We start from the raw sequence: 19,132 nt of genomic DNA, 5'->3' as shown, positions 1-19,132 counted from the left end.
GTCCGGTTCCGCACGAGCCGCTAGAGCGTTCCCTTGGTGGAGGGAATGCGGCCGCCCTCCTTCGGGTCAACCGACACGGCGTGCCGAAGCGCGCGGGCCAGGCCCTTGAAGCAGCTCTCGGCGATGTGATGGCTGTTCTCGCCGTAGAGGGTCTCCACATGGAGCGTCAGACCGGCATTGATGGCGAAAGCCTGGAAGAACTCGCGCACCAGCTCGGTGTCGAAACTGCCGATCTTCTGTGTCGGAAAGGCGGTCCGGAACACCAGGAAGGGACGTCCGGAAATATCGAGCGCGATCCGGGTCAGAGTCTCGTCCATGGGCAGGTGGATGTCGGAATAGCGGGTAATGCCCTTCTTGTCGCCCAGCGCCTGCTGGAACGCCTGGCCGAGGGCGATGCCAGTATCCTCCGTCGTATGATGCTGGTCCACATGAAGGTCGCCTTTCACCTTCACGTTGAGGTCGAAAAGGCCGTGCCGGGCGAAGAGTTCGAGCATATGGTCGAGGAAGCCGACTCCCGTGGCGATCTCGGCCTTGCCGGTGCCATCGAGGGCGATCGACAGGTTGACATCGGTCTCGGCGGTGCGACGGCTGACGCTCGCGGCGCGCATCATAGGGATCCTTCGTGAAAGAGACGGCGCGATGAAGTGACGGCGCCTTCTATCAAGCCGGCGCGAGAAACGCCACCCGCGTTGCTTTTGCCGTAAGGATGATTAAGTCAGTCGCATTCCCGCCGGAGTGATCCCTTGTCCGATACGACCCCTCCCAGCATGCACGCCACCACGATCCTCATGGTCCGCAAGGGCGGACGCGTCGTCATCGGTGGCGACGGCCAGGTCAGCCTGGGCCAGACCATCGTCAAGGGCAACGCGAAAAAGGTCCGCCGCCTGTCCAAGGGCGGCGTGATCGGCGGCTTCGCGGGCTCGACGGCGGATGCCTTCACCCTGTTCGAGCGGCTCGAGGGCAAGCTCGAACAATATCCGGGCCAGCTCACCCGGGCCTGCGTCGAACTGACCAAGGACTGGCGCACGGACCGTTACCTGCGCCGCCTGGAGGCGATGATGCTCGTCGCCGACAGGGAGGTGGGCCTCCTCCTCTCCGGCTCGGGCGACGTGCTGGAGCCGGAGGGAGGCATCATGGCCATCGGATCGGGGGGCAATTATGCCCTCGCCGCCGCCCGCGCCCTCGACGATTCGGGCCTCGACGCCGAAGCCATCGTCCGCCGCTCGCTCACGATCGCGGCCGAAATCTGCGTTTACACCAATGCCAACATCGTCATCGAGACGCTGGAAACCGAATGACCTCCTTCTCCCCCCGCGAAATCGTTTCCGAACTCGACCGCCACATCGTCGGCCAGTACGAGGCCAAGCGCGCTGTCGCCATCGCCTTGCGCAACCGCTGGCGCCGCCAGCAGCTGGAAGGTTCCCTGCGCGAGGAGGTGGCGCCCAAGAACATCCTGATGATCGGGCCTACCGGCTGCGGCAAGACCGAGATATCGCGCCGTCTGGCGCGGCTCGCCAATGCGCCGTTCCTCAAGGTCGAGGCGACGAAGTTCACCGAGGTCGGCTATGTGGGCCGCGACGTGGAGCAGATCGTTCGCGACCTTGTGGAGGTCGGCATCGGCCTCGTGCGCGCCGAGCGCCGCAAGCAGGTCGAGGCCAAGGCCCATCTCGCGGCGGAGGAGCGCGTCCTCGACGCCCTCGTCGGCACCACGGCCAGCGCGGCGACCCGCGACAGCTTCCGGCGCAAGCTGCGCGACAACGAACTCGACGACAAGGAGATCGAGATCGAGGTGCAGGGCGGCGGCCAGCAGGGCCTGCCCATGTTCGAGATTCCCGGCATGCCCGGCGCCTCCGTCGGCGCCATCAATCTCGGCGACATGTTCGGCAAGGCCTTCGGCGGCCGCGCCAAGATGCGCCGCACCACCGTGCGCGAGGCCTATGAGCCCTTGATCACGGAGGAATCCGACAAGCTCCTCGACCAGGACGCCATCGTCCAGGAGGCGATCCGGCAGGTGGAGAACAACGGCATCGTCTTCCTCGACGAGATCGACAAGATCTGCGCCCGCGAAGGCCGCGCCAGCGGCGACGTGTCCCGCGAGGGCGTGCAGCGCGATCTGCTGCCGCTCATCGAAGGCACGACCGTCGCAACCAAGTACGGGCCGGTGAAGACCGACCACATCCTGTTCATCGCGTCGGGTGCCTTCCATGTGTCGAAGCCGTCGGATCTCCTGCCCGAGCTCCAGGGCCGCCTGCCGATCCGCGTCGAGCTGTCGCCGCTCACGGTGGACGATTTCAAGCGCATCCTGACCGAGACGGAGGCGAGCCTCATCAAGCAATCCGTCGCCCTGATGAAGACGGAGGGCGTCGAGCTCGTGTTCACGGACGATGCCATCGACGCGCTTGCCCAGGTGGCGGTGGACGTGAACAATTCCGTCGAGAATATCGGCGCCCGGCGCCTGCAGACGGTCCTCGAACGGGTTCTGGACGACGTGTCGTTCACGGCTCCGGACCGTAACGGCGAAGCGGTTACCATCGATGCCGCCTATGTGCGAGGCGAGGTCGAGAGCCTTGCGAAGAATACGGACCTGAGCCGCTTCATTCTCTGACGCCTCGAGAAGGCGTCTCTTTCGTCGCCAACGGCCGTCCCGTCACAGGACGGCCCCCGCGATCAGGAGGACGGCTCCCAGCGCGAGCAGACCGATGCCGGGCGCCTGCGCCCTGAGGTCGAAGAGACCGCTGCGCCCCTGAGGCTCCAACGTGACGTCCGCGGCCCTGCGCCCTGCCCGGCTCATCGGCCCGGCCCGAATGATCCGGACGGCGATGAGCACCAATCCGCAAAGGACCAGCAGCGCCCCCAATCCGACGAGCAACATGCGTGGCGGCATGAAACCTCCCAGGCATCCGGCGCGATGGATCTCAGCTTCGGCCCGGTGCCGCCGGGCGTCAAGTCGAGGCCCGGAAGGGAACTTTCGCGAATTGTCGCGAGCGATGGAACCAGTCTTCCCAACCCCGGATTACCGTCCGGGTCGGGACACTGGCCCTCAACCGGCGTCACGCCATGCCGGCGCCCGCCCCAGGGAGTTTCCCGTGCGAAAAGCATGTCTCATGAGCTTGGCCGCGGCTCTGGCGGCGGTTTCGGCCCTCGACGGGAGCATGGCCAGCGCCCAGCCCTCGACGGACCGGCAGGCCCCGATCCACAGGAGCCAGCCCAATTACCCGCCCGGCTATCATTCCGCTGCCCCGATGACGGAGACCGAACCCCTGGCCACCGGCAACATCATGACCATGCCACGGCAGATGAACCCGATGCCGGGAGAAACCTGGCAGAGCTATTGCTCGCGCAAATACCCCTCCTACGACAGCGCATCCAATACCTACCGGGGCTCCGACGGATTGCAGTATCCCTGCGAATGATCCAAAGCGACCGGCGCGGACCGCCAGCCGATGGCCGCTCATCGGCGGAGAAAGCGTTTTCGCGAAGGAATGTCTGGGAGCTGCGGCCGCTTTCGCAAGTTTTGAGGTTGGGGACGGATACAGGACCGTTTCGGGGCCAAAGAACATCGCGGCCTTTCCCCTACGAATGAGGCTCACAACTCTGCGATCCTGAAGGAATTCCTCTGTCGTGGCGGAACGACTGCTTCCGAAAGACGTTCGACCCCGCAGGAAGGAGTCATTCCATGCGTCACATACTTCTGGCTTCCGCCGCAATACTGGCCCTGGGTTCCACGATGATCCCGGCCAGCGCGGATGCTGCCCCGGCACCGGCAAAACCGGCTGCCGCACCGTTGGCGGCGCTGCTGAGCGGCGATCTCGACACGGGTTATGCGCAGTATCGCTCCAGCGGTCTTCATCCGCCTCGGACAGGCTTCCGAGCCGGCCCGGGGCCGCGCCCCTATTTCCGGGACAACCGGCCCGGCAGGCCGTTCTACGGCTATCGCGGCGGCTATTACGGCAGGCCCTACTACGGCTCGCGGTATTATGGCGGCCGCTATTACCGGCACGATTACGGCAGCGCGGCCGCGGCGGGCGCCATCGGACTCGCCACCGGCGCGATCATCGGCGGCGCCCTGGCGCAGCAGGCAGCCCCGGTCTACGCGGCGCCGAATTCGGCGGTCTCCTACTGCATGCAGCGCTTCAAGTCCTACAATCCTGCAACAGGAACCTATCTCGGTTACGACGGACGGCGGCATCGCTGCCCGTAGCCGCCGGGCGAGACCATCAAAAAAGCGGGCCCTTCGGGGCCCGCTTCGCTTTGGCGCCGATGCCTCAGGCCTTACTTCGCCGCGATGACGGCGATCTCGACCTTGAACTGGGGGGCGGCGAGCTTCGCCTCGACGGTGGCGCGGGCGGGCGGGTTGCCCTGCGCGACCCAGGAATCCCACACGCCGTTCATCTCCTGGAACGTGGCCATGTCGGTGAGCCAGATATTGGTCATCAGCAGCTTCGACTTGTCGGTGCCGGCTTCGGCGAGAAGGGCATCGATCTTGGCGAGGATTTCCTTGGTCTGCTCGGCGACGCTCTGGCCGGCGGTCTTATCCGCCACTTGGCCGGCGAGATAGACCGTGTTGCCGTGAACGACGGCGCCGCTCATGCGCTGGCCGGGATTGATGCGTTGGATCGTCATGGATGGTCCCTTCGGAGAACGTGAAACGCGAGACCTGCTTTGTCGAGGCGCATCGGCCTCAGGTCAAGGCTTGACGGGCCCTAATACAGCGTCGTCCTCACCCGATCCGGCAGCGCGTTGTCGTAGGCCTCGCCGCCGGTCGCGCCGCCGCTGAGGGCCGCCAGGATCTCGCCCGCGCTCGGCAGGGTGCTCCGAGCAAGACGTTTGTCGGGATTCCAGAGGTCAGCTCGGACCACGGCGCGGGAGCACTGGAAGAACACCGTCTCGACGGCGATCGACAGCACCGTCCTCGGCGCCTTGCCGTCGACGGAAAAGCTCTCCAGCAGGGCAGGGTCGATGGAAATCGCCGCGCGGCCGTTGACGCGCAGGGTCTCGCCGATGCCGGGAATCAGGAAGAGCAGGGCGACATGCGGATCGTGGACGATGTTGCGCAGCGAATCGATGCGGTTGTTGCCGCGCCGGTCCGGGAGCAGCAGGGTCCTTTCGTCCGCCACCCGCACGAAGCCGGGCCCGTCGCCCCGCGGCGAGCAGTCGAGTCCGCCAGGGCCGGTGGTCGCCAGCACGGCGAAGGGAGCCGCCTCGATCAGCGCGCGGTAGACCGGCACGATCCGGTCGGTTTCCTTGACGCGGGAGGCGTCGCCGACCTCGCCGTAGAGGGATTCGAGGCTGGAAAGGGTGGTGATAAATTGAGACATCGTCAGAGGTGCCCTGCCATGGCCGCGGCGGTGTCCGCGCTGGGTGCGACGGGCACGATCTCGAACTCACCGAGATCGCACCATTCCGACACCCAGCGCTGGAGAAGGGTGGCGTCGTCGCAGCGCATCAGTTGAAAGCAGCGCCTGAAATCCGCTGTGATCCAGCTGTCGACATAATCCAGACCCTCGGGCATCTGGCGACCCTTTTCACGGAAGCGGCGATAGATCGCCTTCGGATCGCGCCCGAACGTCTCGATGACCATGAACAGCATGGACCCCTCCCGGTTCCGTCGTGCTGTCCCCATCTCAGAACAGGCGGGCGCGATCCGCAATGCTCGTGACGCAGCCCGCCACGAGGGCGGCTTCGAAACGCGAAGAGACGTGTGGATTACGCGTTGCCGATCAGGACGCCCGCCGCGAAGACCAGTGCACCGCCGAGCACCACCTGGAAGGCGGCGCGCAGGAAGGGCGTCTCCATGTAGCGGTTCTGGATGAAGGCGATGGCCCAGAGCTCCACGAATACGACGGCGGCGGCGATGAAGGTCGCGGTCCAGAAATGCGGAATCAGGTAGGGCAGGGCGTGGCCCAGCCCGCCGATGGCGGTCATGATGCCGGACGCGAAGCCGCGCTTGACCGGAGAGCCTCTGCCCGAGAGCTTGCCGTCGTCATGGGCGGCTTCCGTGAAGCCCATGGAAATGCCGGCACCGACCGACGCGGAAAGCCCGACGAGAAAAGTCTGCCACGTATCCTGCGTGGCGAAGGCCGCAGCGAAGATCGGAGCAAGCGTCGAGACCGACCCGTCCATGAGGCCTGCAAGGCCCGGCTGGACGAAGGTCAGGATGAATTTCCGGCGCTCCGTGTGAGCCTCTTCCTCCTTCACCGATTCCGGCGTGTAGGTGAGGCCGAGCCGACGCGCGAGCGATTCGTGCACCATCTCCGCCGCCGCGAGATCGCCGAGAAGTTTTCGCGTGGAGGCGTCGGTGGTGCGCTTGGCGGCCTCGACATAGAAGCGGTGCGCCTGCGCCTCCATGTCTTCCGCGGCGCTGCGGACCTTGTCGATGCCGAGCGGGCGCACGAGCCAGTCGGGCTTCCTCTCGTAATAGCCGCGCACATGTTCCCGCCGGATCAGCGGAATGGTCTCCCCGAACCGCTTGCGGTGCAGTTCGATCAGGGCGGAGCGATGCCCGTCTTCCTCGACGGCCATCTCCTCGAAGACCTTGGCCGATTGCGGATAATCCGCCCGCAACCCGTCCGCATACGCCCGGTAGATCCGCGCATCGTCCTCCTCCGAGGAGATGGCGAGCGCCAGGATTTCCTGCTCGCTGAGAGAGTCGAAGGGACGGCGGTCGAAGCCGAAGACGCGGGAGAGCATGGGTGGAGGGCCCTGTTTAGAACAATTCTAATTACTGTTCCTTAACTCGAGCGTCAATTGCACCTGCATAAGCTAACCTAGAGAATGCAATATATTAATATTATTATATTTCACTTTTCACAGGTCCCTATAGATCAGTACATTTCTTTAGTTTCGCAACGGAAGAGCTTGTGGATTCGTCCCATCCCATTGTTGCGCACGCCCTCTTTGCACCTAACCTTACGGAACTAGCTAGAATCCCAGGAAGCTCAATGTCCAAGGCATCAAAGAAAAAGAAGAATAACGCAGTAAATCTTCGCGCAGGCATGTCTATAGGGAGCTTGTCCGCGGAAACTGATGATGAGTTTTTGTTCGAATGTTTCATTGATCATCCTGCCGTTGCTGCTTCAAAGAGTGTGAAGGCGCCAGGAATGGTCCTTGCCGGACGCACAGGATCAGGAAAGACCGCAATCCTTCGATACATCGACCGAACATCGGAACATGCGATTCATCTTGACCCTACTGAGATGTCGCTCAGTTATGTATCGAATTCTGACACGCTAAGATTTGTACAGGCAATCGGTGGCGATCTGGATCTTCTCTTCCTTGCTCTATGGAAGCACGTACTATGCATCGAATTCATCCGCCTCAGGTACAAGGTAATAGATGAGGCGAAATCTCGTACAGTATTCCAATGGCTTTCAGAGAAATTTAGCGGCGACGCTCGCAAGAAAAAGTCCTTACAATATTTGAGGGATTGGGAGGGAAAATTCTGGATCACGATGGATCAGAATATTAAAGACATCACTGAAAAGTATGAAAATAAGCTGCAAGCAGAGCTTGGTGGCGATATCAATAAATTTAAGGCAGGCGGTCAGTATGAGAAGCGTATCAGTACGGAAAAAAAGTCGGAACTGGTCGCTAGAGCTCGAAAGATTATTAACTCTGATCAACTCAGCGAACTAGCCGGCGTTGTCGAAATGTTAGCCGATCAGGTCAAGGATGACGAGATGTCTCGCTATTACATACTGATTGACAAGCTTGACGATCGCTGGGTGGATATTTCGATCCGATTTCGACTTATTCGGTCACTGATTGAAGCGCTTAAATCGTTCCGACGCATCACTAACCTTAAGGTACTTGTGGCATTGCGTTCCGATATTTTGGAACGGGTTGTTCAAGAAACCGGTGATTTAACCTTCCAAAGAGAAAAATTTGAGGATTATTTCATAAGGCTTAAATGGAGTAAGCGCGAATTGAAGGACTTGGTGCAAAAGCGCATCGGACTTCTATTTAGGCGCCAATATTCGAATAGTGCAAGCGTAACCTTCGAGGATATTTTTCCTTACAAGGTTGGGAATATGGATCCGTTTGACTACATAGTCGAGCGTACACTTATGCGACCTAGGGATGTCATTACATTTGTTAACGAATGTCTTAATCGCGCGGAGGGTCAGTACGAAGTCACTGCGAGAGGTATCCGTGATGCCGAGGGCGAATATTCACGCATCCGTCGGCAGGCCTTAGAGTACGAGTGGCAAAGCGCATTCCCGCATTTGAATAGGCTTTTGGATTTTCTTAAGCAATTTAAGAGTGCAAATATAGATTTTTTAGAATTGTGCGACAAGGATAAGGTTGAGGAACTGGCATTACCAATTTCAGACAAGAAAGTCGCCTTCGATCCACTGTTCGAGGAAGCCAATAAGGTGTTTGAAGCTCACGCAGATCCGCAGAGATTTATCCGCGAGGTCTTGAGTATTCTTTATCGTGTTGGCGCAGTAGCAGTGAAACCCAATCCGGGCGAGCGTTTCTACTATTCTCACTTGGATCAGCCGATTTTCGATATGGCAGAACTTCAGGATGATTCCCGCATCCGAATTCACCCAATGCTGCAACGGTCACTAGGAATCGAGAGTCGTCGAGATCATTAAGCTTATTGCTATGGCTGATTTGCGCCAATGGCGGGTCGACTCACAAACTGGATTTAGCGAAGCGCCCTTAGCAGCCAGACGCGCATCCACCTCCGGCCGCAGAGAAAACCGCGCAAAGAAACAACAAAAAAGGCGCGACCGAAGCCGCGCCTTTCTGAATTCCAATCAGGCTTGATGCAATTACTCGCCGGCCTGCTGCTTCTGGGCGTCGCGCTCGGCACGCTCGGCGTCGCGTTCGGCCTTGAGCTTCTCGGTGATGTCCTCGCCGGTCTCCTGGTCGACGACCTTCATGGAGAGGCGGACCTTGCCGCGCTCGTCGGTGCCGAGGAACTTCACCTTCACCTTGTCGCCTTCCTTGACCACGTCGGTGACCTTGTTGACGCGGTTCTTGGCGAGCTCCGAGATGTGGACGAGGCCGTCGCGCGAACCGAAGAAGTTCACGAAGGCGCCGAATTCCATCACCTTCACCACCGTGCCCTCGTAGATCGTGTTGACCTCGGGTTCGGCGACGATGGAGCGGATCCAGTTGTAGGCCGCCTTGATCGACTTGCCGTCGGCGGACGCGATCTTGATGAGGCCGTCGTCGTTGATGTCGATCTTGGCGCCGGTCTTCTCCACGATCTCGCGGATGACCTTGCCGCCCGAACCGATGACCTCGCGGATCTTGTCGACCGGGATCTGCATGGTCTCGATGCGCGGGGCATGCTCGCCGAGCTCGGCGCGCGGGGCGGTCAGCGCATTGTTCATCTCGCCGAGGATGTGGGCGCGGCCGCCCTTGGCCTGATCGAGCGCGACGCGCATGATCTCCTCGGTGATGCCGGCGATCTTGATGTCCATCTGGAGCGAGGTGATGCCCTGCTCCGTTCCGGCCACCTTGAAGTCCATGTCGCCGAGGTGGTCCTCGTCGCCGAGAATGTCGGAGAGAACCGCGAAGCGCTCACCCTCGAGGATGAGGCCCATGGCGATGCCCGCCACCGGACGGCGCAGCGGCACGCCCGCATCCATGAGCGCCAGGGACGCGCCGCAGACGGTGGCCATGGAGGAGGAGCCGTTCGATTCCGTGATCTCCGACACGACGCGGATCGTGTAGGGGAATTCATGGGAGGCCGGCAGCATCGGGTGGATGGCGCGCCAGGCGAGCTTGCCATGGCCGATCTCGCGACGGCCGGGCGAACCCATGCGGCCCGTCTCGCCGACGGAGTAGGGCGGGAAGTTGTAGTGCAGCAGGAAGGTTTCCTTGCGGGTGCCTTCGAGCTCGTCGATGAACTGCTCGTCCTCGCCGGTGCCGAGGGTGGTCACCACGAGGGCCTGGGTCTCGCCGCGGGTGAACAGCGCCGATCCATGGGTGCGGGGCAGGACGCCGACCTGGTTCACGATCGGGCGCACGGTCTTGAGGTCGCGGCCGTCGATGCGGTTGCCGGTGTCGAGGATGTTCCAGCGCACGACCTTGGCCTGGGCTTCCTTGAAGACCGCCTTGACCTTCTCGGGATCGAACAGGGGCTCGCCATCGGCGGGAACCAGAGCCTCCATCACCTTCGCCTTCACGGCGTCGACGGCGGCGTAGCGGTCCTGCTTCTTGGTGATCTTGTAGGCCTCGCGCAGGTCCTTCTCGGCGATGTCGAGAACGGCCTTCTCCACGTCGGAGAGGTCGGCGGGCTGGTAGTCGCGCGGCTCCTTCGCCGCCTTCTCGGCGAGGCGGATGATGGCCTCGATCACCGGCTGGAAATGCTTGTGGCCGAACATCACGGCGCCGAGCATCACGTCCTCGGGCAGTTCCTTGGCCTCGGATTCGACCATCAGGACGGCATCGGCGGTTCCGGCGACCACGAGGTCGAGAGACGTCTGGTCCATCTCCTGCAGCGGCGGATTCAGCTTGTACTGGCCGCCGATATAGCCGACGCGGGCGGCGCCCACGGGACCCATGAAGGGCACGCCGGACAGGGTAAGCGCCGCGGAGGCGGCGACCATGGCGACGATGTCGGGATCGTTCTCGAGATCGTGGGACAGGACAGTCACGACGACCTGGGTCTCATTCCGGTAGCCGTCGAGGAAGAGGGGACGGATCGGGCGGTCGATGAGGCGGGAGACGAGAGTCTCCTTCTCGGTCGGGCGGCCTTCGCGCTTGAAGTAGCCGCCCGGGATGCGACCGGCGGCGTAGGTGCGCTCCTGGTAGTTGACCGTGAGCGGGAAGAAATCGATTCCGGCCTTCGGCTCCTTGGCCGAGACGACGGTGGCGAGCACGGTGGTCTCGCCATAGGTGGCGACGACGGCGCCGTCGGCCTGGCGGGCCATCTGGCCGGTTTCGAGCACGAGCTTGCGCCCGGCCCAGATCAGTTCTTCGCGTTGAACATCAAACATGGTTTTGTCTTTCATGACACGGCGGGGCTCGATGCCATGAGCAAGACGGCAAGAGGCTCCGCGGAGGGGACGGCCCGCCGCCTCGAAGCCTCTTGCGATCCTGCCATGGTCATCGCGTCATCCGCCTCTTGGTATAGGACGCATCATGATCGGCCGACTTTCGGGCCGCCTGCGTCAAGAGGCCGTCCGGAGCCGGGCTCCGGACGGAATTTTCCCGAAAAGCTTACCGGCGGATGCCGAGCTTCTCGATAACGGTCTTGTAGCGGCTCTCTTCCTTCTTCTTCAGATAGTCGAGAAGGGAGCGACGCTGGGACACGAGCTTCAGAAGGCCGCGGCGGGAATGGTTGTCCTTCGCGTGGGTCTTGAAGTGCTCGGTCAGGTTGGTGATCCGCTCGGTCAGGATGGCGATCTGCACCTCGGGGGAGCCGGTATCGCCTGCCTTTTGAGCGTATTCCTTGATCAGCGCATTCTTGCGCTCAGCCGTGATCGACATCGTCAGTCCTTTCAGGTTGGCTTTAAAAAGACGACCTCGCTCCTGGGAGCGTAGAGGTCCGTTTCGCCGGAGAAGGCCGGGCCGGGATGTCGTCCAGCGCGGTCTGATCTCGAGGCGCATCACGCGGGCATCAGCCTACGGGAGGTGAGCGCACCATACACGAATTCGGCGCCAGTGCCAGAGGAATCGTTTTCGTCAAGCACGGCAATAGGATAGCCGTCGCGGACCGGTGTCGGGTGGAACAAGTCCCGCGAACGCAGGGTTGGGGACTCAAAGCCACCGAACCCCGGGAGTTGAAAGCATGGCCACCACCGACCTGGCCTCGTCCGAAACCGTCCGATCCATCTTCGTCACCGGACTCCAGAATGCGCACGCCCTCGAGAAGGAGGCCGTTCAGCTCATGAACCGCCAGCTGGAGCGCTTCGAGCATTATCCGGAAATGTCGCAGATCCTCCGCACGCATCTCCAGGAGACGGAGGAACAGATCCGCCGCCTCGACGAGATGCTCCACACCTTTGGCGAGGACCGCTCGCTCCTGAAGGACGTCGCGACCCAGTTCATGGCCAACATGGCGGCTGCCGGCCACATGCCCATGGCGGATGAAGTTCTCAAGAACACCTTCGCCAATCACGCCTTCGAGAACTTCGAGATTGCGTCCTACATGTCGCTGATCGCCATGGCTCAGGCCAGCGGCTATGACCGGTTCGTGCCGGCGCTGGAAAAAACCCTGCGCGAGGAGCAGAAGGCGGCGGAGCTGATCCGCGACCAGATCGAGCCGATCACCCGCAAGTACCTGATGCGCGAGGCGCAGGGGCTGAAGGCCGACCGGTAGAACGTGCGGCGTGCTTCGCCTCGCCGTCGCTGCGGAGCGGCTGTGGGAGACGCTCCCGGGACCTCCGGCCGCTGAGCCCGGATGAGAAAGGCACAGCGGCTTCCTGTCCTTCGTCACAGGCGGTGATGGCCTCCCCGCCTCGTGGCCCTTCGGGCCGGGTCGGCGCTCCGCGCCGTTCCCGAATCATGGCCGCGGTCACGCCCCCAGGTTGAACACCCGGTGCGGCACCAGTTCGCCACGCTCCACGTCGCCGACGGCGACAAGGACGCCGCTGCAGGTCGCATAGACCTTGCCGGAGACGGGCGCCTCGCGCCCGCGCAGAATGATGGACTGGCCGCGCATCAGGCGGCCGGCCATGTCGCGGCTCACCGGCACCGCGGGGATGTCGCTCAGCGCAGCCTCCACGGGACGGAGGGCGGCAGGATCCGTGGCGAGGTCATCGACGGTGACCGCGTCGCTCTCGCAGAAGGGGCCGACCCGGGTGCGCCGGAGCGCCGCGATATGGCCGAGGCAGCCCAGCGCCCGGCCGAGATCGCGGGCGATGGCGCGGACATAGGTGCCCTTCCCGCAATCGGCCTCCAGCACGGAGCGGTTGCCCTCGTGATGCACGAGGCTGAGCCGGTCGATCTCGACCGTGCGGGCCTGCAACTCCACCGCCTCGCCGTCACGGGCGAGATCGTAGGCCCGCTCGCCCTGGATCTTGATGGCCGAAAAGCGCGGCGGCACCTGCTCCACCGACCCGGTGAAGCGGGGCAGCAGCGCCTCGATCGCGGCGGGATCGGGAAGAAGGTCGGTCCGCCCGACCACATCGCCCTCCGCGTCGTCGGTGTTGGTCTCCTCGCCCCAGGCCACCGTGAATACGTAGGATTTGCGCCCGTCCATGATGAAGGGCACGGTCTTGGTGGCCTCGCCCAGGGCGATCGGCAGGATACCGGAGGCGAGGGGGTCGAGAGTGCCCGCGTGGCCCGCCTTCTTGGCCGAGAGGCTGCGCTTGACCACGGCGACCGCATGGGTCGAGGTCATGCCGACGCCCTTGTCGAGGATGATCCATCCATTGACGTCGCGCTTCTTGGGGCGGTCGGCCTGCGGCCTCCGCTGGGGACGTTCCTCTGTCATGGATCCTACTCGTCGTTCTCGTCGTCGGCGCCGGGCTTGGCCGTGTCGCGGGCCACTTTCTCGCTGCGCAGCAGCGCGTCGATGCGTGCGGCCTCATCGAAACTCTCGTCGCGCAGGAAGCGGAGGTCGGGCGCGAATTTCAGGTTCACCCGGCGGGCGACCTCCTGGCGCAACACCTTCTTGTTCCTGTCGAGCGCCTTGAGCACCGCGTCCTCGTCCTTGCCGCCGAGCGGCATGACATAGGCGGTCGCGAGCTTCAGGTCCGGAGACATGCGCACTTCCGGAATCGTGATGACGTTCTTCGTCAACGCCTCGTCCTGGAAGTCGCCGCGGGAGAGAACCTCCGCCAGGGCGTGGCGCACAAGTTCGGCGACGCGCTGCTGTCGTTGGGAGGGGCCGGTGGTCTGTTCGAAACGTTTTGCCATACTCATCCTCCGGGATTGGACCGGATCCTTCAAAAAATCATGGCCGGGATGACCCGGCCATGGAGACATGGATTTGAGGCCTTCGCGTGAAGGCGGAAGCGGTGCTTACAGCGTCCGCTTCACTTCTTCCACGCGGTAGCATTCGATCAGGTCGCCGACGCGCATGTCCTGGTAGTTCTCGAAGGCCATGCCGCATTCCTGGCCCGACGTGACCTCGCGGGCGTCGTCCTTGAAGCGCTTGAGCTGCGAGAGCCGGCCTTCGTGGATCACGACGTTGTCGCGGATCAGGCGGACATGGGCGCCACGCTGGACCACCCCGTCGAGGACGCGGCAGCCGGCGATCTTGCCGACCTTGGAGACGTTGAACACCTCGAGGATCTGCGCCTCGCCAAGCCGCTCCTCGCGGAGCGTCGGGGCGAGAAGGCCCGACATCGCCGCCTTCACGTCATCCACGAGATCGTAGATGATGTTGTAGTAGCGGATCTCGACGCCGGCCCGTTCGGCAGCCTCGCGGGCTTCCTTGTGGGCGCGCACGTTGAAGCCGAGGACGATGGCGCCCGAGGCCTCCGCGAGGGTGATGTCCGATTCCGAGATGCCACCGACGCCGGCCTGGACCACGCGGGCCCCGACCTCGTCCGTGCCGAGCTTGTCGAGAGCGCCGACGATGGCCTCCGCCGAACCCTGCACGTCCGCCCGGACCACCAGCGGGAATTCCTTGCGGCCCGCTCCGGCCTTCAGATCGCGCATCATGTCGGCCAGGGTGCGGCCGGCTGCGCCCATGCGGGCCGCCTGACGCTCGCGCTTCTGGCGCGTCCGGTATTCGGTGACCTCGCGGGCGCGGGCTTCCGATTCGACCACCGCGACGCGGTCGCCCGCTTCCGGCGTGCCGTTGAAGCCGAGCACCTCGACAGGGACCGAGGGACCTGCCTCCTTCACGGTGCTGCCGACATCGTTGATGAGGGCGCGCACGCGGCCCCACTCGGCGCCGGCGACCACGATGTCGCCCGTGTGCAGCGTTCCGCGCTGCACGAGGACGGTGGCAACGGGACCGCGGCCGCGGTCGAGCTTCGCCTCGATGACGGTGCCTTCCGCCGAACGATCCGCGTTGGCCTTCAGATCCAGGATTTCGGCCTGGAGCTGCAGACCCTCGAGCAGGGTTTCGAGGCCCTGGCCGGTCTTGGCGGAAACCTCGAATTCGAGGGTTTCGCCGCCCATCGACTCGACCACGATCGAGTGCTGGAGCAGTTCGGTGCGGACCCGCTGCGGATTGGCGTCGGGCTTGTCGACCTTGTTGATCGCCACGATCAGGGGCACGCCGGCCGCCTGCGCGTGGGCAATCGCCTCGACCGTCTGCGGCATGACGCCGTCATCGGCGGCCACCACGAGGACGACGATGTCCGTCACCTTGGCGCCGCGGGCGCGCATGGCGGTGAAGGCCGCGTGGCCCGGCGTGTCGATGAAGGTGATCTTGCCGCCGAGCGGCGAGGTCACCTGATAGGCGCCGATATGCTGCGTGATGCCACCGGCCTCGCCCGAGACCACGTTGGTCTTGCGGATGGCGTCGAGGAGCGAGGTCTTGCCGTGGTCGACGTGGCCCATGATGGTCACGACGGGCGGGCGCGCCTCGAGGTTCTCGTCCACGTCCGGGGTGTCGAAGAGGCCTTCCTCGACGTCCGATTCGGCGACGCGCTTCACCGTGTGGCCGAGTTCCTCGGCCACGAGCTGGGCGGTATCCGCATCGATCACGTCCGTGATCTTGTGCATCTGGCCCTGCTTCATGAGCAGCTTGATCACGTCCACGCCGCGCTCAGACATGCGGTTGGCGAGTTCCTGGATGGTGATCGTCTCCGGAATCGTCACCTCGCGGGCGATCTTTTCCTTCTGCTCCACCTGGCGGTGGCCAGTCAGGCGCTGGTTGCGACGACGGAACGAGGCGACCGAGCGGGTGCGCTCGTCCTCGCCCGCGGTCGCCGCGGTCAGGGTCAGGCGGCCGCGGCGCTTTTCCTCGCCGGGCGCGGCTTTCGGGACCTTCGGCACGGCAACGGGCTTCGCGGGTGTGCCGGGACGCCGGACCGCGCGCGGACCTTCCTCGTCCTCGACCTCGACGGCGCGGGCGGCGACAGGCGGAGCTGTCCGGGTGTTCGGTTTCGCCGTTGTCGGATCCGGTGCCACCGGGGCGGCGGGGCGTGCCATATGGTTGAGGCTCGGCGGGCGGCCTCCGGTGGTGCCGCCACCGCTGCGGGGGCCCCCGAAACCGGGACGCGGACCGGCACCGGCCGGGCGCGGTCCTGCGGCGCGGTCGCCGGCAGGGCGGTCGCCCGCCGGACGGGGACGGTCACCGAAGCTGCGCTCGCCGGTGCGGCCGGCGGGACCCCTGTCGGGACGGGCGCCCTGGGGCGCGGCGCCCTGGCGGGCAGCCGCGGCCGGAGCGGCCTCCTCGCCGAGACGGCGGCGGGCCTGATCCTCCGCGACGCGCTTGCGCTCGTCTTCCTGGCGGCGGCGCTCGTCCTCCTCGCGCTTGCGGGTCTCGGCGGCTTCGCGCTCACGCGCTTCGGCTACCTCGCGCTCGGCGCGGCGACGGGCTTCGTCTTCCTGATGCTTGCGGTCTTCTTCCTCGCGGCGACGCGCATCGGCGAGCGCGCTGGCGCGGGCGTCGCGCTCCTGGTCGGAGAGCGTTCGCAGCACGACGCCGGAGCGTGGCGCGTTGGACGACGAGGCGCCCTGGCGCTGTCCGCGGCCCTGCTGCGGCTGTGGCGGCTTCGGCGCAGCCGGCGCCGGGGCCGCGGCCGGAGGTGGCGCAGCCTTGTGCTGTTCAGGCGCTCCGCCGGGGCCGACGGGGCGACGTTTCACCGTCTCAACCACGACCGCCTTGGAACGGCCATGGGAGAAGCTTTGGCGCACCACGCCCTGTTCGACGGGTCGCTTCAGTGAAAGCGTCTTGGACGACACATGGAGTGTCTTGTCGCCCGGATTTTTCGTATCGCTCATTCCGCTCAATTATCCTGCGGGTTTCAAAATCGTCGGTTCGCCGGTCTCGCCCTGGAGGCCAGCCTGATCGGCATCGAGGCCGCAATAGGTGCGGTAACGATGCCAGCGGTTCAGAAAGCCGTCGCTCCCAGCGCCCGCGACGAGGGCAGCATGTATCACATGTGACCGGCCTAATGCCAAATCCAATTCGTCATTCGACAAATCTTGGACGACCGGAACGCTTGATATTGCGTCGCCGAGGCGTTTTCGCAACTGGTTCGTGATCTTTCTTCGCCCATCTTCGGCCGCTTCTGCGGCATGAATAAGGGCAGCGAGAGGCTTTTCGGCGATAACCGACTCGACTTTGTGAAAGCCGGTCACCACCGCGCCCGCCTTGTTGGCGAGCGCCAGAGCCTGGCGCAAATCGGTCCGGAGCGCCTGCCGGATATCCTCCGCCAGGGTTTCTGGCGCCCTGACCTCGGCCTTGAAGGCGCGGGCGAAGAGGCGGCGCTTGACGGCCTCCTCCACAAGATCCTGCCGGCCCGTGACCCAGACGCCCCGGCCCGGCAGCTTGTGCTTCAGATCCGGGACGACCTGGTGGTCGGGCCCCAGGACGAAGCGGATCAGCTCCGCGGGCGGATGGACCGTGCGGGTGACGATGCAGGTGCGCTCCGGTTCATGCCGCGGCACGGGTGCTGACCTCGCTCGACCATGGCCGTCAGGAGGGCTGGGCCTCGGTCTCGGCTTCTTCCGCCGAGCCCTCGGTCTCCACCGGCTCCTCGGGAGCCTCGATCCAGCCGGCCTTCACGCGGGCGGCCATGATCATGGCCTCCGCCTCGGTCCGCGACAGATCGAAGCCATCGAGCGCCCCCGCATAACGGGTCGCCTCCTGGCCCCGGCCCTCCGTCCAGCCGACGAGGTCGTCGGTGGCGCAGCCGGCCAGATCCTCGACATTCTTGATGTCGTTCTCGCCGAGAGCCACCAGCATGGCCGTGGTGACGCCCTCGATCTCCTTCAGGTCGTCGGCGACGCCGAGTTCGTTGCGGCGGGCCTCGTTCTCGGCCTCGATGCGGGCGAGATATTCCTGGGCGCGATCCTGGATCTCCCGCGCCGTGTCCTCGTCGAAGCCCTCGATGGAGGCGACCTCGGCCAGATCCACGTAGGCGATCTCGTCCACCGAGCGGAAGCCTTCCGAGGCGAGGAGCTGGCCGACGACCTCGTCCACGTCGAGGGCGTTCATGAACAGCTCCGTGCGCTCGGCGAATTCCTTCTGGCGGCGCTCCGATTCCTCCGCCTCGGTCAGGATGTCGATGTCCCATCCGGTGAGCTGGGAGGCGAGACGGACGTTCTGGCCGCGGCGGCCGATGGCCAGCGAGAGCTGGTCGTCGGGTACCACCACCTCGATGCGGTCGGCCTCCTCGTCGAGCACGACCTTGACCACTTCCGCGGGCTGGAGGGCGTTGACGATGAAGGTCGCCTGGTCCGGAGACCAGGGAATGATGTCGATCTTCTCGCCCTGGAGCTCGCCCACCACCGCCTGGACGCGGGAGCCGCGCATGCCGACGCAGGCGCCGACCGGGTCGATGGAGCTGTCGCGCGAGGTCACGGCGATCTTGGCGCGGGAGCCCGGATCGCGGGCCACGGCCTGGACGGTGACGATGCCGTCATAGATCTCCGGCACCTCCTGGGCGAAGAGCTTCGCCATGAACTGGGGATGGGTGCGCGACAGGAAGATCTGCGGCCCTCTCGCCTCCCGGCGCACGTCGAACAGATAGGCGCGGATGCGGTCGCCGGGACGGAATGTCTCGCGCGGGATCAGCTCGTCGCGCCGCACGATGGCCTCGCCGCGGCCGAGATCGACAATCACGTTGCCGTATTCGACGCGCTTCACGACGCCGTTGACGACCTCGCCGATCCGGTCCTTGTATTCCTGGTACTGACGGTCGCGCTCGGCGTCGCGCACCTTCTGCACGATCACCTGCTTGGCGGATTGCGCCGCGATGCGCCCGAAATCGAAGGGTGGCAGCGTCTCGGCGATGCTGTCGCCGACCTGAGCCGCCGGATTGTGCCGGCTGCGGGCTTCCGACAGCGTGATCTCGCGGGAATCGTTCTCGAGGGCGCCATCGTCGACGACGAGGAGATGCCGCGACAGGCGGAGCTCACCGGTTTTCGGGTTGATCTCCGCATGAATGTCGGTCTCGGCGCCGTAGCGGGAGCGTGCGGCCTTGGCGATGGCATCGGCCATGGCGTCCAGCACGATCTGCTTGTCGATCACCTTCTCACGCGCGACCGCATCGGCGATCTGCAAGAGTTCAAGCCTGTTGGCGCTTACAGCCATCGA

Annotated in this window: 19 protein-coding genes; 6 read left to right on the top strand and 13 right to left on the bottom strand. The window is 64.4% G+C overall.

The features are described 5' to 3' along the window. Nucleotides 1-20 precede the first annotated feature (20 nt). The gene (hisB, locus tag AC522E_RS20225) at nt 21-608 is read right to left on the bottom strand and encodes an imidazoleglycerol-phosphate dehydratase HisB (RefSeq protein WP_500750785.1); all 588 of its coding nucleotides are present in this window, start codon (nt 606-608) and stop codon (nt 21-23) included. Between the two features lie 159 nt (nt 609-767). Between hisB and hslV the strand changes: the two genes are divergently transcribed. Beyond that, nucleotides 768-1,298: an ATP-dependent protease subunit HslV gene (hslV, locus tag AC522E_RS20220; protein WP_500750782.1), complete on the top strand. Its 531-nt coding sequence runs from the start codon at nt 768-770 to the stop codon at nt 1,296-1,298. Then, nucleotides 1,295-2,605 (top strand): ATP-dependent protease ATPase subunit HslU, encoded by a 1,311-nt coding sequence (gene hslU, locus AC522E_RS20215; protein ID WP_500748016.1) that lies wholly within the window; start codon nt 1,295-1,297, stop codon nt 2,603-2,605. The genes hslV and hslU overlap by 4 nt, the downstream gene beginning before the upstream one ends. A 42-nt stretch (nt 2,606-2,647) precedes the next feature. On the opposite strand, the gene AC522E_RS20210 is transcribed toward hslU, so the two are convergent. Next, nucleotides 2,648-2,884 carry a hypothetical protein gene (locus tag AC522E_RS20210; RefSeq protein WP_500748015.1) on the bottom strand — a complete coding sequence of 79 codons (237 nt, stop codon included), beginning with the start codon at nt 2,882-2,884 and terminating at the stop codon, nt 2,648-2,650. A 220-nt stretch (nt 2,885-3,104) separates the two neighbouring features. Here AC522E_RS20210 and AC522E_RS20205 point away from each other — a divergent pair, with 220 nt between their 5' ends. Next, nucleotides 3,105-3,413, top strand: coding sequence for a BA14K family protein (locus tag AC522E_RS20205; RefSeq protein ID WP_500748014.1), 309 nt, complete (start codon nt 3,105-3,107; stop codon nt 3,411-3,413). A gap of 263 nt (nt 3,414-3,676) precedes the next feature. After that, a complete protein-coding gene (locus AC522E_RS20200) occupies nt 3,677-4,201 on the top strand; it encodes a BA14K family protein (RefSeq protein WP_500748013.1) in 525 nt (174 codons plus the stop codon). Between the two features lie 71 nt (nt 4,202-4,272). Here AC522E_RS20200 and AC522E_RS20195 read toward each other — a convergent pair whose 3' ends face one another. The 4 genes from AC522E_RS20195 to mbfA form a co-directional block, all read right to left on the bottom strand. Then, a complete protein-coding gene (locus AC522E_RS20195; RefSeq protein WP_500748012.1) occupies nt 4,273-4,623 on the bottom strand; it encodes a RidA family protein in 351 nt (116 codons plus the stop codon). An 80-nt stretch (nt 4,624-4,703) separates the two neighbouring features. Further along, entirely contained in the window at nt 4,704-5,318 is a 615-nt protein-coding gene (locus tag AC522E_RS20190) for a pyridoxamine 5'-phosphate oxidase family protein (protein WP_500748011.1), read from the bottom strand. Between the two features lie 2 nt (nt 5,319-5,320). After that, nucleotides 5,321-5,590, bottom strand: coding sequence for a DUF3303 domain-containing protein (locus tag AC522E_RS20185; protein ID WP_500748010.1), 270 nt, complete (start codon nt 5,588-5,590; stop codon nt 5,321-5,323). Nucleotides 5,591-5,706: 116 nt separating this feature from the next. Next, nucleotides 5,707-6,690: an iron exporter MbfA gene (gene mbfA / locus AC522E_RS20180; RefSeq protein WP_500748009.1), complete on the bottom strand. Its 984-nt coding sequence runs from the start codon at nt 6,688-6,690 to the stop codon at nt 5,707-5,709. Between the two features lie 251 nt (nt 6,691-6,941). Here mbfA and AC522E_RS20175 point away from each other — a divergent pair, with 251 nt between their 5' ends. Next, on the top strand, nt 6,942-8,600 hold the full coding sequence (locus tag AC522E_RS20175) for a P-loop ATPase, Sll1717 family (protein ID WP_500748008.1): 1,659 nt from the start codon (nt 6,942-6,944) through the stop codon (nt 8,598-8,600). A gap of 180 nt (nt 8,601-8,780) precedes the next feature. Here the strand turns inward: AC522E_RS20175 and pnp are convergent, their stop codons facing one another. Then, a complete protein-coding gene (gene pnp / locus AC522E_RS20170) occupies nt 8,781-10,958 on the bottom strand; it encodes a polyribonucleotide nucleotidyltransferase (protein ID WP_500748007.1) in 2,178 nt (725 codons plus the stop codon). A gap of 223 nt (nt 10,959-11,181) precedes the next feature. Beyond that, nucleotides 11,182-11,451, bottom strand: a complete 270-nt coding sequence (gene rpsO / locus AC522E_RS20165; RefSeq protein WP_500748006.1) for a 30S ribosomal protein S15 — start codon at nt 11,449-11,451, stop codon at nt 11,182-11,184. Between the two features lie 301 nt (nt 11,452-11,752). Here rpsO and AC522E_RS20160 point away from each other — a divergent pair, with 301 nt between their 5' ends. Beyond that, complete coding sequence (locus AC522E_RS20160) at nt 11,753-12,283, top strand: ferritin-like domain-containing protein (RefSeq protein ID WP_500748005.1); 531 nt, start codon at nt 11,753-11,755, stop codon at nt 12,281-12,283. 195 nt (nt 12,284-12,478) lie between these two features. Here the strand turns inward: AC522E_RS20160 and truB are convergent, their stop codons facing one another. The 5 genes from truB to nusA form a co-directional block, all read right to left on the bottom strand. Further along, on the bottom strand, nt 12,479-13,399 hold the full coding sequence (truB, locus tag AC522E_RS20155; protein ID WP_500748004.1) for a tRNA pseudouridine(55) synthase TruB: 921 nt from the start codon (nt 13,397-13,399) through the stop codon (nt 12,479-12,481). Between the two features lie 5 nt (nt 13,400-13,404). Further along, nucleotides 13,405-13,824, bottom strand: coding sequence for a 30S ribosome-binding factor RbfA (gene rbfA / locus AC522E_RS20150; protein WP_500748003.1), 420 nt, complete (start codon nt 13,822-13,824; stop codon nt 13,405-13,407). A gap of 105 nt (nt 13,825-13,929) precedes the next feature. Next, nucleotides 13,930-16,812: a translation initiation factor IF-2 gene (infB, locus tag AC522E_RS20145; RefSeq protein WP_500748002.1), complete on the bottom strand. Its 2,883-nt coding sequence runs from the start codon at nt 16,810-16,812 to the stop codon at nt 13,930-13,932. A gap of 9 nt (nt 16,813-16,821) precedes the next feature. Further along, a complete protein-coding gene (locus tag AC522E_RS20140; protein WP_500748001.1) occupies nt 16,822-17,481 on the bottom strand; it encodes an RNA-binding protein in 660 nt (219 codons plus the stop codon). A gap of 28 nt (nt 17,482-17,509) precedes the next feature. Continuing rightward, on the bottom strand, nt 17,510-19,129 hold the full coding sequence (gene nusA, locus AC522E_RS20135) for a transcription termination factor NusA (protein WP_500748000.1): 1,620 nt from the start codon (nt 19,127-19,129) through the stop codon (nt 17,510-17,512). Nucleotides 19,130-19,132: the final 3 nt, after the last annotated feature.

It is taken from the genome of Microvirga sp. BF8, from assembly GCF_059888585.1.
Note: the sequence above shows the minus strand (reverse complement) of the source record. Positions and strands in the feature narration are given on the sequence as shown.